The sequence below is a fragment of the Nocardia sp. NPDC059236 genome (assembly GCF_042754085.1).
Taxonomy (GTDB): Bacteria; Actinomycetota; Actinomycetes; order Mycobacteriales; family Mycobacteriaceae; genus Nocardia.
Window position 1 is genome coordinate 181,978 of sequence record NZ_JBHZAF010000005.1, and the last position, 13,946, is coordinate 195,923.

The 13,946-nt window shown below is 69.2% G+C and carries 13 protein-coding genes; 3 read left to right on the plus strand and 10 right to left on the minus strand.

The window, feature by feature from the left end:
* Window positions 1–20 precede the first annotated feature (20 nt).
* Window positions 21–899 carry an NAD(P)-dependent oxidoreductase gene (locus ACFXIV_RS15385; protein WP_379396739.1) on the plus strand — a complete coding sequence of 293 codons (879 nt, stop codon included), beginning with the start codon at window positions 21–23 and terminating at the stop codon, window positions 897–899.
* 101 nt (window positions 900–1,000) lie between these two features.
* Here the strand turns inward: ACFXIV_RS15385 and ACFXIV_RS15390 are convergent, their stop codons facing one another.
* The 10 genes from ACFXIV_RS15390 to ACFXIV_RS15435 form a co-directional block, all read right to left on the minus strand.
* Window positions 1,001–2,224 carry a hypothetical protein gene (locus ACFXIV_RS15390; protein WP_379396741.1) on the minus strand — a complete coding sequence of 408 codons (1,224 nt, stop codon included), beginning with the start codon at window positions 2,222–2,224 and terminating at the stop codon, window positions 1,001–1,003.
* Between the two features lie 5 nt (window positions 2,225–2,229).
* Window positions 2,230–2,451, minus strand: a complete 222-nt coding sequence (locus ACFXIV_RS15395; RefSeq protein ID WP_357005732.1) for a hypothetical protein — start codon at window positions 2,449–2,451, stop codon at window positions 2,230–2,232.
* 108 nt (window positions 2,452–2,559) lie between these two features.
* Entirely contained in the window at window positions 2,560–4,926 is a 2,367-nt protein-coding gene (locus ACFXIV_RS15400) for a GMC family oxidoreductase N-terminal domain-containing protein (RefSeq protein ID WP_379396743.1), read from the minus strand.
* An 11-nt stretch (window positions 4,927–4,937) separates the two neighbouring features.
* Window positions 4,938–5,966 (minus strand): hypothetical protein, encoded by a 1,029-nt coding sequence (locus ACFXIV_RS15405; protein ID WP_379396745.1) that lies wholly within the window; start codon window positions 5,964–5,966, stop codon window positions 4,938–4,940.
* A 13-nt stretch (window positions 5,967–5,979) separates the two neighbouring features.
* The gene (locus ACFXIV_RS15410; protein WP_379396747.1) at window positions 5,980–7,503 is read right to left on the minus strand and encodes an aldehyde dehydrogenase family protein; all 1,524 of its coding nucleotides are present in this window, start codon (window positions 7,501–7,503) and stop codon (window positions 5,980–5,982) included.
* A gap of 253 nt (window positions 7,504–7,756) precedes the next feature.
* Window positions 7,757–8,479 carry a FadR/GntR family transcriptional regulator gene (locus tag ACFXIV_RS15415; RefSeq protein ID WP_379396749.1) on the minus strand — a complete coding sequence of 241 codons (723 nt, stop codon included), beginning with the start codon at window positions 8,477–8,479 and terminating at the stop codon, window positions 7,757–7,759.
* 159 nt (window positions 8,480–8,638) lie between these two features.
* Window positions 8,639–8,950 (minus strand): hypothetical protein, encoded by a 312-nt coding sequence (locus ACFXIV_RS15420; protein ID WP_379396751.1) that lies wholly within the window; start codon window positions 8,948–8,950, stop codon window positions 8,639–8,641.
* Window positions 8,940–9,716: a polyprenyl diphosphate synthase gene (uppS, locus tag ACFXIV_RS15425; RefSeq protein ID WP_379396753.1), complete on the minus strand. Its 777-nt coding sequence runs from the start codon at window positions 9,714–9,716 to the stop codon at window positions 8,940–8,942. The genes ACFXIV_RS15420 and uppS overlap by 11 nt, the downstream gene beginning before the upstream one ends.
* Window positions 9,717–9,772: 56 nt before the next feature.
* Window positions 9,773–10,522 carry a hypothetical protein gene (locus ACFXIV_RS15430; protein ID WP_379421269.1) on the minus strand — a complete coding sequence of 250 codons (750 nt, stop codon included), beginning with the start codon at window positions 10,520–10,522 and terminating at the stop codon, window positions 9,773–9,775.
* A 20-nt stretch (window positions 10,523–10,542) separates the two neighbouring features.
* Window positions 10,543–10,842, minus strand: coding sequence for a PadR family transcriptional regulator (locus ACFXIV_RS15435; protein ID WP_379396757.1), 300 nt, complete (start codon window positions 10,840–10,842; stop codon window positions 10,543–10,545).
* A gap of 125 nt (window positions 10,843–10,967) precedes the next feature.
* Between ACFXIV_RS15435 and ACFXIV_RS15440 the strand changes: the two genes are divergently transcribed.
* The gene (locus ACFXIV_RS15440) at window positions 10,968–11,966 is read left to right on the plus strand and encodes a hypothetical protein (RefSeq protein WP_379396759.1); all 999 of its coding nucleotides are present in this window, start codon (window positions 10,968–10,970) and stop codon (window positions 11,964–11,966) included.
* 809 nt (window positions 11,967–12,775) lie between these two features.
* On the plus strand, window positions 12,776–13,906 hold the full coding sequence (locus ACFXIV_RS15445) for a glycosyltransferase (protein WP_379396761.1): 1,131 nt from the start codon (window positions 12,776–12,778) through the stop codon (window positions 13,904–13,906).
* The last annotated feature ends 40 nt before the right edge of the window (window positions 13,907–13,946 follow it).

Here is a 13,946-nt window from a genome sequence, read left to right on the forward strand (position 1 = left end):
CGACAAGGAGTTGCCCTGTAATGACGAACATCCAGCACAGCCCGGTGACCGTACTCGGCCTCGGTGCGATGGGGCGGGCGCTGGCGGCCGCGTTCCTGAAGGCCGGCGTGGCGACCACGGTGTGGAATCGGACGCCCGGGAAGGATGCCGAACTGGTTGCCGCGGGCGCGGTTTCCGCTCAGACGGCCGGGCAGGCGGTGGGCGGCGGTGAGCTGGTCGTCACGGTGCTGCTCGATCACGCGTCCGTGCACGAGACGCTCGATCCGATCGCGGCGGAGCTCCGCGGCAGACACTGGCTCAATCTCACCAGCACCTCACCCGAACAGTCGCGGGAACTGGCGGCCTGGGCGGCCGGGCACGGCATCGATTTCCTCGACGGCGGGATCATGGCGGTCCCGGACATGATCGGGGCGGAGGGCTCGAGCATTCTCTACAGCGGGTCGCAGACGATCTTCGACGCCCACCGCCCCACCCTCGAATTACTGGGCTCGGCCGAATATTTCGGCACCGACGCGGGCCTGGCCGCGCTCTGGGATTTCGCGCTGCTGTCGACCATGTACGCCATGTTCGGCGGGTTCTTCCAGGGCGCGGCCCTGGTCGGCTCGGCCGGAGTTCCGGCCTCGGAGTTCGCGACTCGCGCGGCGGCATGGGTGACCGCCATGTTCCGGACGCTGCCCGCCTACGGCCGCATCATCGACACCGGCGACTACACCAGCGACGTCTTCCAGGACCTGGTCTTCACGAAGACCGCCCTGGACACGTTGCGTCAAGCCGCATTCGATGCCGGAATCACCGCCGAACCGCTCGACGGGATCGCCTCCCTGGTGGACCGTCAGGTCACCGATGGACATGGTGCGGCCGCGTTCGAACGCAGCATCGAGGCCCTGCGCGGGCAGTGACGGACCGCGCGCCCGGGCGGTGACCGCGTCGTCCGTCAGTACCGAAAGCCGCTGCGGCCCCCAGCGACTCGAATGTCGCCGGGGCCACAGCGTCGGCGACATTATTGCGTGAGCTGCAATGTTGCGATCAGTGTCGTCAACTGCTCGCCCAGGCCGAGATCGGCGATGCGCTGCTCGATCTCGTTGCGCTCCAAAGCCGGCAGCGGCGACCACAGTTCCCCGATCCGCGACTGCGCGTCCGGCTCGGCGGTGGCGAGGACCTTCAGCAGCGGCGGCCACAGGTGCGCGGTCGCCGCCAGCCCCGGGAGCCCGGTCAGCGTCGCGGTGTCGAAATGCGAGATGGCCCCGCCGATCCGGCGCGCGATGCCCGGCTCGGTGCGCTCGGCCAGCTCCAGCAGACCCCGCCAGACCGCGGCCTCGCTGCTGCCGTCGGCCGCGCCCGCGACGGCGTCGATGGACTCCGGTTCGGCCAGAATCGGATTGGCCGCGAGCAGGTCCAGCGCCGCAGGACTCAGCTGCCCGGCGAAGCGCAGCGTCTCCGGGACCGCCCCGGCGGAAATGAAGGTCTCGATCAGATCGGCGATCTCGTCGGCCGAGCCCACATCGAAGAGGATGTCGCCGATCGCCACGATCACATCGGTGTCGCAGCGCGCGAACACCGACAGCGCCGCCAGCCGCAACTCCTTGGAGCCCTGCAGGATAGTGCGGGCCAGTTTCGGAACCCGCCGCCCCTCGCCGGTCAGCAGGTGCCGGATGATCACGCTGATGTTCTCGCCCGAGAACGAGTAGGACGCCGACCGGATCAGGCCCTCGTCGTCGTGCACGTCGCGCTCGACCGCGTGTACCAGATCCGGTGTCGCATAGGCCAGGAACGGTCCCGCCGTGATGTAGTCCCCGCGCCGCAGCAGCTCGTTGATGATCTGCATGACCGGCCCGGCCGGCGCGATATCGGCCAGCTGTCCGACGCTGTGCGGATCCATGTAGGGCGCGGCCTCGGCCGCATAGCCCGGATCGAGCATGCCGACCGCTTCGGCTGCCTTCCGGGGGTGATCCACCCCGATCGCACCCGCGGCGCGACCGGCCATCACCGGCGGCACCAACTTCTGCACCAGCGGCAGCGAAATACTCAGCGGGATGATCGGCACCAGCAGCGACAACCGCGAGAAGATCGCATTGTGCTCGGCGAACATCACCTGCGCCATGCGTTCCTGCAGTTCGTGCAGGTTGGCGGCGCCGAGCTTCTCGAGATGGGCGAGCTTGTCCTCGGAGACGTGCAGCGTCCGCGACAGCAGGGTGATCTGCGCGCGGGTGACCAGGTCGCTCATCGCCCCTACCCGAGCTTGTTGCCGAACATGATCTTCTTGGCGGCCGTGCGCAACGGCCACGGCAGCGCGCCGACGGTCTTGTCGACGGCCTCGACCATGGCGATGTTCTCGGTGCGCTGCGCCTGCTGGAAGATCGCCAGCAGATCGGCGGTCTCGGCCTCGGTCAGCAGATCCAGCGCGGCCAGCGACCCACCCAGTTCCCGTTCCAGTTCGGCTCTGGCACCCATTGATTCGTCCCCATCCTCCGGAATGATCCGGATCACCCCTTTTGTGCTTACACCAATCTCTACCAAGATCACAGGTGGTGCGCCAGAGGGGTGACGAGGCGAATCCGGTCAATTGAGGTCGGCTGCAATCAGATCGGCGGCGCGCAGCGCGAAGGCCATGATGGTGACCTGCGGATTGACCCCCAGTGACGTCGGGACGACCGAACCGTCGGCGACATACAGACCGGTTGTGCCGAATACCCGATGGCCGAAATCCACCACCGCCGTCCGGGCATCACGACCCATCCGGGCGGTGCCCAGCGGGTGCGGGCCCATCATGCGGAATTGCCGCGGACTCACCCGGATCTCGGCGACCGTGCGGGCCTGATCGAGGGTGCGGATCGGCGGGGTCCCCGCGATCGGCAACGCCACCGCCTCCGCCCCGCCGCGCAGGAACAGCTCGGCCAGGCTCGCGCAGGCGTGCTGCAACGCGGCCTGGACGCGCGGGGTCAGGTGATAGCGGATCAGGGTCCGCCCGCCCGGACCGTGATGCACGCTGCCGGTGCCGGTGTCACGCACCATTGCGCCGAACTGCTCGGTGTGGGTCCAGCGGTTCATCCATTCGGTGAGCCGCGCACCGTGGAACGGCAGCGTGCCGGCCGCGAATTGCGGTGGGATGGCCACGCCTTCGAAGGTGACCAGCGGATCGCCCAGTCCTTCCACCTGATAGCCCTGCGGGATCCCCGACCACGGCGTTCCGGGCGTCGGCATCATGGCCACCGCGCCCAGGGACGGATGCACCGACAGGTGGCGTCCCAGCGCGGGCAGGGTCAGGCCGTTGCGGCGCAGCAGCAGCGGCGTCATGAGCGCGCCGGCCGCGATCACCACCGCGCGGGCGCGGATCTCCACCGTCCGCGGCGCGCCGTGCGCGTCCTGGCCCTCGGCCAGCACACCGGCGGCATGGCTGCCCGACAACAGGATTCGGGTGACGGTCAGATTCGTGAACAGCTGCGCACCGTCCTTCAACGCCCGCGGCACCCAGCTGACATTGCTCGAGCGTTTGGCCTCGGTCGGGCAGCCGTGCACGCACTGGCCCTGCCCGTCGCAGCCCACCGCATTGCGCGGCAGCGGACCGTGCGCCGCGCCGAGGGTGTCCGCCCCCGCGCCGATGATCTCCGCGACCCGGCCCAGATAGCGGGGATCGGCGGGGCCGATACCCAGTTCGGCGGCGACCTCGTCCAGGTACGGCGCGAACGCCTCGGGGGTGAAGTCGCCGGGGAAGCCGAGATCCAGCCATTCCCGCAGCACCGCGTCCGGGGTGCGGAAGGCGGTGCCGGAATTGATGGCGGTCGTCCCGCCCACCAGCCGGCCCGTGCTGACGCCGAGCACCGTATTGCCGAGTGCCAGGTTGTATCCGCCATCGCGCCAATACTTCTGGGTGCGCTCTCCCAGATCCCCGCGGAACTGTGCGCGACCGGCGTAGTCGCCCTCCTCGACCATCACCACTCCGAGGCCGTGCTCGGTGAGCCGGGCGGCCGCGGCCGCACCGCCCGCGCCGGTGCCGATCACCACGACATCGCAGTCGATCGTCTCCCGCTGCGACAGCTCGGTCGGGGTGGTGACGTTGGCCATCCAGCCCGGCCGCTGCTCGAGCACGGGCTCGTCATAACGTGGCGCGCCGATCGCATCCAGATAGCGGCGGTCACCGAAATGCGCGATCCGCAACGGAGTCTCGACGGCATCGACCGCGTGCCGTAGGGCGCCGGCGCGCCGGGCCTCCTCCACGAGGGCCCGGCGTTGCGGAACCGTCAGCGTCGCAGCGCGTTTGCCGTGCCTGGCGCGCGCCGCCGCATCGAGGCCGCGCAGTGCCGCCCGCAGCCCGGATTGCATGAGCGGGGTCATATTGCCGATATAGGTGTCGACCCTGTCGATGGTGGCGGTGCCGACGGGTGGCACCGACCCGCCCGGTTCGATCAGCACCTCGGCCAGCGCTGCGAGAGTCTCGCGATGGCCCGGGCCGAGTATCCCCTCCGGATGGCGACCCTCGGGTAGGTCGGCGCGCAGCGACACCCATGGCTGGAACGAGCGCAGAAAACTCGGATAGTCGTTGGCGAAGAACTGCATTCGCCCCTGCGCGACCTGTTCGCCCTCGCACGACAGGGTGGTAGCGAGGTTGGTCAGGCCGGCGTGCGCGCCGCGCAGCCAGCGCACATCCTTGCGACCGCTCAGCTGCCAGGCGCGGCCGTCGTCGTCGCGGAACTCGAGTTCATAGCTCATCAGCCGCTTGGTCACCGGTAGCGCGATGAGGGTGCCGAGCACCGCCGCGCCGTCGGCCCACGGCAGCGCCCGGATGGTGCCGGTGATGCGGGCGCGCCCATTGGTGACGAATCCGCGCGCGTGCCCGGATTCGCAGCGCAGATCCATGGCCACGTGATGAGCCAGCCCGTCGGCATCGTAGAGCTCGCCGCGCATGGTCTCGAAGAAGGTCAAAGGCATAGCGAGCTCTCTCAGACGATCGGGGACACCGACGCAACCGGGTGCGGGACAAGGAATTCCAGCGCACCGCCGTGCGGGCTGCGCAGCTCGAAGGCATTGCCGTTGATCGGGGCGACATGCACGGAGACGGCGGCGGTCTTGGAATTGAGGCAGTAGCTGGTGTCGCGCGCCGGGTTCCGGTAGGCCAGGCACACCATCTGCTCGGGCTCGGCGTGCATGCGCAGGTCCGCGGTGCCGTGGCGGCCGCGCATGCGCAGGGTCCATGCGGGGAAGTCGAGCCGGGGGCGCTGCCGCCACAGGTCGACGATCCGGTCGAACCGGAATTCCTCGTCGCCGCGGCGGATGACCAGCATGGACAGCAGCGGCGAGGTGCGGCCCGCGATACGGGTGCGGCCCGAGGCGGCCTCCATCACGGCGAAGGGCTCGCCGCCCCCGGCATCGGTGAAAACGCACTGGCCCCAGGCGTATTCGGGGCTGTGTTCGCGGCCCCAGTTGTGGCCCTGCATCCCGTGCCAGCCGCTCAGGTCCCAGCGCTTGCCCTGCCACTCCAGCCGGCCCGTGCAGGTCAGCACTGGAAACGGGGTCACCAGTTTGTTGTTCGGCACCGGAGTATCGAGCAACCGGTCGCTGGGCAGCAGCGACATCGGCTCACCCAGGCCGGCCACCTTGCTGAACCCCAGATCCCAGGCGACGGTCTGCGCGGCATCGGACAATGTGCCGCCGGTCGTACCGCCGTTCCCGGTCAACGACAGGGTCAACGGACCCACGGTGACGTCCTGCCCGATCGCGTGCGCCTCGAATCGCGCCGCCGCCAAGGGAATATCGAGACACCACGCGTGCGTGCGCTGCCCGTCGAAGACGCTGCACCACGCCTGCGCCACCGCGGTCCCGTCGCGCGCGGTGAGCACGGTCGCCTTGATCCACACCGCGCGCGGCGAATGCGGGTCATTGGCGCGCACGAACCACGATTCGACGTGATCGGCCCCCGCCCGCAGCCGCGGCACGTTCTGGGCGATCGCGGTCATGACTTGGTTGTTCACCGATTCCCGTCCTTCAGAGTTTCGGCTGCCGGCTGAGCATGCCCAGCAGCAGGTGACCGGCCCGCCCGTATCCTCGCAGCCGAGCCGCTGCCCGCGGCGTGACCGCGCCGGAGGCCAGCGCCCGCATGGCGTCCTCGAGTTCGGGCCCGTACGGATACCACCAGGGCCGCTTCGGCCCGAACGCCGGGCCGCGCGGCAGCTCCACCACCTGCACCCAGCTCGCATCCAGCAGCGCGTCGACCCCGTGCGAGCGGCCGAAGCCCGACCCGCCGACCCCGCCCCACGGCAGCTCCGGTGTCGAATACATGGTCGCCGCAACATCATTGATCGACACCGCGCCCGCCCGCAGCCGCTGCGCCAGCGCGCGGGCGCGCCCGACATCGGCGGAGAACACACTGGCGGTGAGCCCGTACTCGGTCGCATTGTGCAGCGCCACGGCCTCGTCGTCGGACCCGAACCGGGCGATCGCCGCCACCGGCCCGAACGTCTCCTCCCGCCACACCTCGGCCGTCGTGACACCTGCACCGCTCACCAGCGCGGGCGAGATTTGGCGATCCCGCAACGGTTCTCCGCCGCGCACCTGCACGCCGCCCTGCCGCGCCGCCGCGAGATGACGCTCCCACACCCGCTGCTGGCGCTCATCGATGGCCGGCGCCAGATCCCGTCCGGTGTCGATGCGCCGCACCTTGTCCTCGAGCCGGACCAGGAACGCGTCGTGCAGCGAGTCGTGCACCAGCACTCGCTCGATCGAGCAACAGGCCTGTCCCCCATTGAAATTCGCGCCCCAGGCCACCGCCGAGGTGGTGAACTCCAGGTCGGCATCGTCGAGCACGATCGCGGCGTCGATCCCGCCCAGCTCCAGCCCGACCGGAATCGGGAAGCGCGCGGCCGCCGCCATCACCGTCCGCCCGGTGGCCACCGAACCGGTGAACAGCACCTTGTCCGGCCGCCCGGCGATCAACTCGGCACCGACCGCCCCGTCTCCGACCGCCAGTCGCAGCACCCCCGCGGGCAAACCGCAGTCGGAGATCAGCTCGACGAGCGCCTCGGTGACCCGCGGCGTGAGCTCGGAAGGCTTGAGCACCACCGCATTCCCCGCGATCAATGCGGGCAGCACCTGACTGAACGGAATCAGGAACGGCAAGTTCCAGGGCGCGATGGCGACCACGACCCCGTAGGGCCGATGGGTGCGCAGCGCCTTCCGATGCGGCACGGTCGCCGAGCTGATGCGGGTCGCGTCCAGGGTGGCGACGGCACTGTCGAGGTGATGGCGAGCCAGGGCGATCGCCGGGACGACCTCGTGCGCCAGCGCCTCGGCCAGTGGCTTGCCGTTCTCGGCGACGATCTCCTCCGCGATCCGGTCCATCCGGTCGAACAGCAGCTGCGGCAGCGACCCGAGCGCCTGGACCCGTTGGGCGACCGTCAGCGCAGCCCACTCCGGCTGCACTTCCCGCGCCTGCTCGAGCAGCACGGCCGGGGCAACCACCGCCAGGCGCTCGGCGCGATCCTCGCGTTCCGATTGCAGAGGGGGCGTCATAGAGGTACCGCCTTGTCCAGACAGATGATCTTGGCCTGATGGCCAAGTGGTCAGACCAATATATCGATCCAGTGTCGAAACACAAGACCGTCGTCCGGATCTGTCAGCTGTGCCCAACGGTCGCCGGGTAGGGCTCGGTACGCGCGACGATCTACACGCGGCAGCCGGGCAAGTGCGGGCGGGTTCCTACGCGTGGGCCGGGCCGGCGCGAGCAGGTTCCTACGCGTGGGCCGTCCCGGCGCAAGCGGGCTTCCTACACGCCGGGTCGAGCCTGCCGCAGAAATGAGTCGAACGACTCCGCCGCGATCGCCAGGAGGGCATCGGCCGCCGCCCGCGCCTCCTGGGCGTCGCCCGCGATGACCGCCTCGGCCAGCCCGCGGTAGCGATCGATGCTGCCCACCTCACCCGCCATCACCCCCGCCAGCGCCTCCACCGCGGGTTCGTACACCGCGCGCAGATCGTTGTAGAGCAGCCGGTACACGATCGAATCCGCACCATCCACCAGGTGATCCCAGAAGGTGACCGCCGACATCTGCTGTGTCACCGGATTGCGTTCCGCCGCAAGCGCTTCCACCGCCGCGTGCAGCGCCTGGGCCAGCCCGGCTCCGGCGCGCTCGGCGGCCAGCCCCGCCACCTCCCGCCCGAGCACCCGCCGCGTCTCCAGGATCGACCGCACCACCGCGTGGTCCAGCTCCCCCTGCCGGATCAGCAACCGCGGCAACATCTCCAGCCCCGCGTGCCGCCGAAAGTCCTGTACCGTCGTCGACCCACCCTGCCGCACCTCGACCAGCCCCGTGTGCGCCAACCGCTGCAGCGCCTCCCGCACCGTCGGCCGCGACACCCCCAACGTCTCCGCCAGCGCCCGCTCGGCCGGCAAGGCCGCCCCCGGCGCCAACTCTCCATCCAGCACCTCGCCCACGAGCTGCTCGAATACAGTGTCCGGCACCGTCCGCCGATCGATCCGCTTGAACGCCATCCCCGAACGCTAGATCCGCCCACCCAGCAGGTCAAGCGGCCAGACCAGTCGCGGCCAACTACCTCATACCCAGGCCGCCCGCGCGGCAACATCGGCGACTACAGGGGTTCTGTAGCAATCGCCGAATTTCGGGCGGATATGGCGTAATCGCTGGTCAGGTCACCGGCGGCGATCTGCACCTGGGCCGATGAAGCTGGTGAGGTCGCGCATGGCCTGGGGTGACGGCTTGAAGTAGCGGCGCAGGTTTTCCGGCTTGCGGTGCCTGGACTTTGCCATCAACTCCAACAGGCTCGCGCCGGCCTCGCCGAGATGGGTAAGACCCGAGTGCCGAAGTTCGTGCAGGTCCCATCCGGTCCCGGGCCCATCGACGGCGGTGGCGGCAGCGATCAGGTCGCGGGCCTGGTCGTAGGACAACCGGGCCCGCCCGGTGTCGGGGCACACGTCACGGTCGGCGAGGTACTCAGGCGCCATATCTGCGGTGGCGGTCGGCGTAGTTGCGTAGCGCGCGCAGGAAATCGATCTCGCGGAAGGCGGGCCAATATGCTTCGCAGAAATACAGTTCCGCGTAAGCGGTTTGCCACAGCAGGAAGTTGGATAGGCGTTGTTCGCCGCTGGTGCGGATGACCAGGTCCGGATCGGGTTGATCAGCGGTGTAGAGGTGTGCGGCGAGGTCGTCGGCGGTCAGGTTGTCGGCAATCTCGCCGGTCGTCTTGCCGTGGCTGACACCTTCGTAGAGCAGATCGCGGAACGCGTCGATGATTTCCTGACGGCCGCCGTAACCGATCGCGAGCGTGACGTGCGCGCCGGTGTCGCAGGCGCGGGTGGTCTCGATCGCCTGTTTCAGCGCTGCGGCCGTGGTATCGGGCAGCAGGTCGAGCGATCCGGCAATATGCAGTCGCCACCGGGAATCCGGACGTCCGAGCCGGTCGGTGACCAGGTCCTCGACCACACGCATGAGGAATTCGATCTCATCGTTGCGTCGGCTCTGCAGATTCTCGGTGGAGCACAGGAAGACGGTGACGTGGCGGATGTCGAGGTTTTCGCACCAGCGCAGCACGTTCTCGGCGTGCTCGGCGCCATAGCGGTGCCCCATCCGGGCATCGGGCAGCCCTTGTTTGCGGGCCCAGCGGCGGTTGCCGTCCATGATCAGCCCGATGTGGCGCGGCAATGATGCGCCATCGAGTCGGCGGCGCAGCCGGCGGGTGTAAAGCGCATAGAGGGGATCGGCGAGTCGCATCCTGAGCTTTCTGTTCGGTTGCGGGAAGCGGGATTTCGTGTGCGTGAGGGCTGTGGCTAGTCGTCTGCGAGAGATGGGAGCTCGCAGAGCGCTGCGGTTCCCGCGACCCCGAACACCAGCGTGAGTGCACCGCAGATGGCTGCGAACGGATCGAATCGGGCACCGGAGAAAGCGAAGATCAGCAAGACCGCGCCGGTGATCACGGCGACCGCGGCCAGGACCACGCCGCCGGCACCGGCTCGCCGACGACTCGGTGCGATGACGGTGTCCGGGCCGAGGTTGGCCAGGACTCGTGAACCTGCGCCGACGGCCAGCAGCCAACCGATCCACCACAACGACACGACAGCCAGCCGGATCGGCACCGGCGGAATCCGGGGCAGCACACCGCCATGCACGGTGATCACCACGGTGGCGACCAGGACCACCGGAACAGCGAAATATCGCATGGACCGCCGTACCACCGCAGCCAGCCCGGTCCGGTTCGGGTGTGGCAACGGTGTCACCAGCCCGCACCCCACCAGCAGGGCCGCTGCGCAGCCCCGCAGCACCTGCCTGAGGACGGGGTCGGCGTCCTCGGTAATGAGATTCGCGATGAACCATCCGCAGCCCGCGACCGCGAGGACCATCGCGGACGCGCGGGCGGTGCGCTGCCCGCGGTGACGAGGCGGCCAGATCGCCGGTTGCAGCCAGATTGCGGCCGCGCTCGCCACCAGATTCGGCCAGGACCGCCACCCTTCGGAACGCGCGGCGTCGCACAGGTCCTCACCCCACCGGTCGAGGTAGGGCCGCGGATACAACAACCGCACAAGGATTTGCGTACAGCTGGTCACGCCGGGCTCACCCCCAGACGCCGCAATCCGGTCCTCGACACCTCGGCCATGGCACGCAGTTCCCGTTCCAGCAACGCGGTGCCCTGCGGGGTCAGGCGAACCGGGCGCTGCCGCCCGACACCATCCACCGCTTCGATCAATCCTTTGGCTTCGAGCCGTGCCAGCGCGCCGTACAGGCTGCCGGCCGCCAGCCGCTCACCGACCAAGTGCTCGATCGCGGCATTGATCGCGTAGCCGTGCAACGGCCCCTCGGCAAGCGCGCACAACACCAGTACCTGTGCGTCGTTGGCGAGCATCAGAACCTCCTCGTTCGACCCCTTCCCGGCAGACTAGTACACATTGCGTAGCTCGCGCCACGTAGTACGCAGTGCGTACTATGCAGTGATTGATCGGCTCGTCAGGTCAGAAGGGAGCGGTAGCGGTGACGGATGAACAGGTGGTATCGGTCGGCAGCCAGGTCCGGGGTGTCACGGGTGCGGCGCTGATGGCCTCTTTCGTGGCAGGAGCCGGGTTCGTCGCCTTCGCATGGACCACGACGCAGGCCAAGACCGTGCGGGCGGCCAGCCCGTGGCAAGCCGACCCGTATGACGTGGTGGTGTCGTTCACCGAATTCGTGGTACCAGCAGTGCTGTTGCTGATGGCACTGCGAATGCTGTTGTGGCGCAACGGTCAACCACAACCAGCCTTCCGCGTCGCACAGCTGGCACGGACCGCAGCCGCGAGTACGGGGCTCGTGGCAATGACTGCGACGACGGACTGGATCGCGGTCGCGGTCGACGCCGAGCGCACGGCTTGGACCGCGACGACCACGCCGGTGCTGATCGCCGCACTCAGTGTCCTCACGGGCGTCACCGCCGCTGGGCTGATGCTGCAGCGAAAAGCGCTGCGACTGTTAGTATCCGAGCGAGGGCACGATGGTGATTGGGTCGACGACATCGAACCTCTGGCCGCATTGCTCACCGGTGGCCGGGCCATTGTCCGTCCCTCCCGCTACAGGTCAGCCGCAGCGTTCACCCGCCGTCACGACATCGCCGTCCTAGCGGCGGCGGCCGTGTCTGCAGGGGCAGCGGTCACAGCCGCGCAAGCCATCGGTGAGCGGTGGACCGACCCGCTGCTGATCGTCTTCGCAATCGTCGTCGCCACCAGCGGGTTCTTCGGAATGGCAATGCTCGGCAACCACGTCCTCGTTTTCATAGCCCCGGTCCCGCGGCCGAACCGGATACATCGCGCAGTCCGCGCTGCCGCCATGGCCGCCGCACTAGGAATTCCGGCCACGGTGGCCCTGCGCGCCGCGATCTGGTCTCTGCTCGGCGATGTCACCGGACACTCGCCCCTGGGGCTGCTCCTCCTGGCGACCGGCGGCGCAGTCATCGTCGGAAGTGTGACCTTCACCGTAGTCGCGACGCGCATCCACTCATAACTGCTTCTGACCCGGATACCAATGGCGTTGTGCCCATGACGGTCCAAGGACGTTCAGACAGAAGGGCCGTCATGATGATCACGATGGCCACCTCTTGCCCCGGCGCCCGGACGGCTCATCAGACGTTGCACGGGCGGGGGTCATGACCACTATCCCACTCCGCCGACCAGTTGCATTTCCCCTCGAACACGCCGGCCTGTCTCGGCAGTTACCCAGCAGCGCAATGTGTTACGTCGAATTCGACCGGATCCAAGGTGCCCACATAAGGCATCTCGTATCAGTGCAGCAGGATGACGCAGCCGGCCCAAGCGGCAGCCGGCGGCGTGGCAGCCGACGTAGCCACAGCCCCATCGGTGGCGCACCTACTAGCGGCGATTGCATCGGGCTCACCCCGCAGACGAATTCAGACCACTTGAATACGAGCCCTTACCAGTCAACCCTCACTCGGACGCGTATCGATGCCCCGCGGCTGCCGCTGCGGCGCCCGGGCCGTTACAGCGTCGCGCAGCCGCGCAGCATGGCGACGGAGGATCGCCGCGCACAGGCCGCTGTCGCCGAGCGGCAGTGCCGCGCACTGGTGCATGACGACCGAGCACGGGTGCGCGGCGTATTGGAGATTTGCCCGGAATTGCGTGCTGCGGGCTTCCCGATCTTGGTGGTCTGGGCCGTGCGGGGTTCGGGGTGTGAGGTTCACGTGGGCGGGTGCGGGGTGCCGACTACGCCGGGTTCGCTGGGTCTTTCGCGGGTGTTCATGTGGTGTTGGCGCCGGGGGTGCCGACGGTAACCCGTTGCCCTGCACGATCGGCCACGTGCGCATCGTTCAGCTGGCGAACTTCTATGGTCCGCGGTCGGGTGGGTTGCGCACCGCGTTGCATCACCTGGGTGAGGGATATGCCGCCGCCGGGCACGAGGTGGTGCTGGTCGTGCCGGGGCCGAAGCGGGCCGAGGAGCTGCTGCCGACCGGGGTACTGCGGATCACGGTGCCCGCCCCGCAGATTCCGTGGACCGGCGGTTACCGGGCAGCGGATCCGCGCCGGGTCGCCGACACCCTGGCCGGGCTGCGGCCCGATGTGCTGGAGGTGTCGGACCGGTTGACACTGCGTGGCTTCGGCCGGTGGGCGCGCCGCCGCGACATCGCGGGCGTGATGATCTCCCATGAGCGTCTCGACCGGTTGCTGGGCCAGATCCTGCCTGGTCCGATCGCCCGCCGGGCCGCCGACGCCGCCAACCGCCGCACCGCCGAGGACTACGACGTCGTCGTCTGCACCACCCAGTTCGCGCGCGAGGAGTTCCACCGCATCGACGTCGAGAACGTCGAACTCGTCCCGCTCGGCGTCGATCTGGACATGTTCCGGCCGGACCGCCACGACCATCGCCTGCGCACCGATCTCGGCGCCGACGACTACCCGTTGCTGGTGCATTGCGGTCGCCTCTCGGTCGAGAAACGGGTCGACCGCAGCATCGCCGCGGTGAGCGCACTGCGTCGCCGCGGCCTCGACGCCCGTCTGGTCGTCGCGGGCGACGGCCCCCGCCGCGACGCCCTCGAGCGCCGCGCCCGCACCATCCCACCGCTCCCGGACGGCCGCCCCACCGTCCACTTCGCCGGATTCATCGACGACAGAACCGCTTTGGCCACCCTGCTGGCCACCGCCGACGTCTCGCTGGCCCCCGGCCCGCACGAGACCTTCGGCCTGGCCGCACTCGAAGCCCTCGCCGCCGGCACCCCGGTCGTGGTCAGCCGCTCCTCGGCGCTGGCCGACATCATCACCGCCGAAGCCGGCGCGGTGGCCGCAGACCACCCCCGGGCGTTCGCCGAAGCCGTCACCGACGTGCTGTCCCGCCCGGCCGCCGAACGCCGCCGGGCCGCCCGCAGCCGCGCCGAGGAATTCACCTGGCCCGCAGCCGTTTCCGGCATGCTCGGCCTGCTCGGGCAGGGCTGACCGCTCGCCTCGGGGAGCGACGGATCAGCATGCCGGGTGA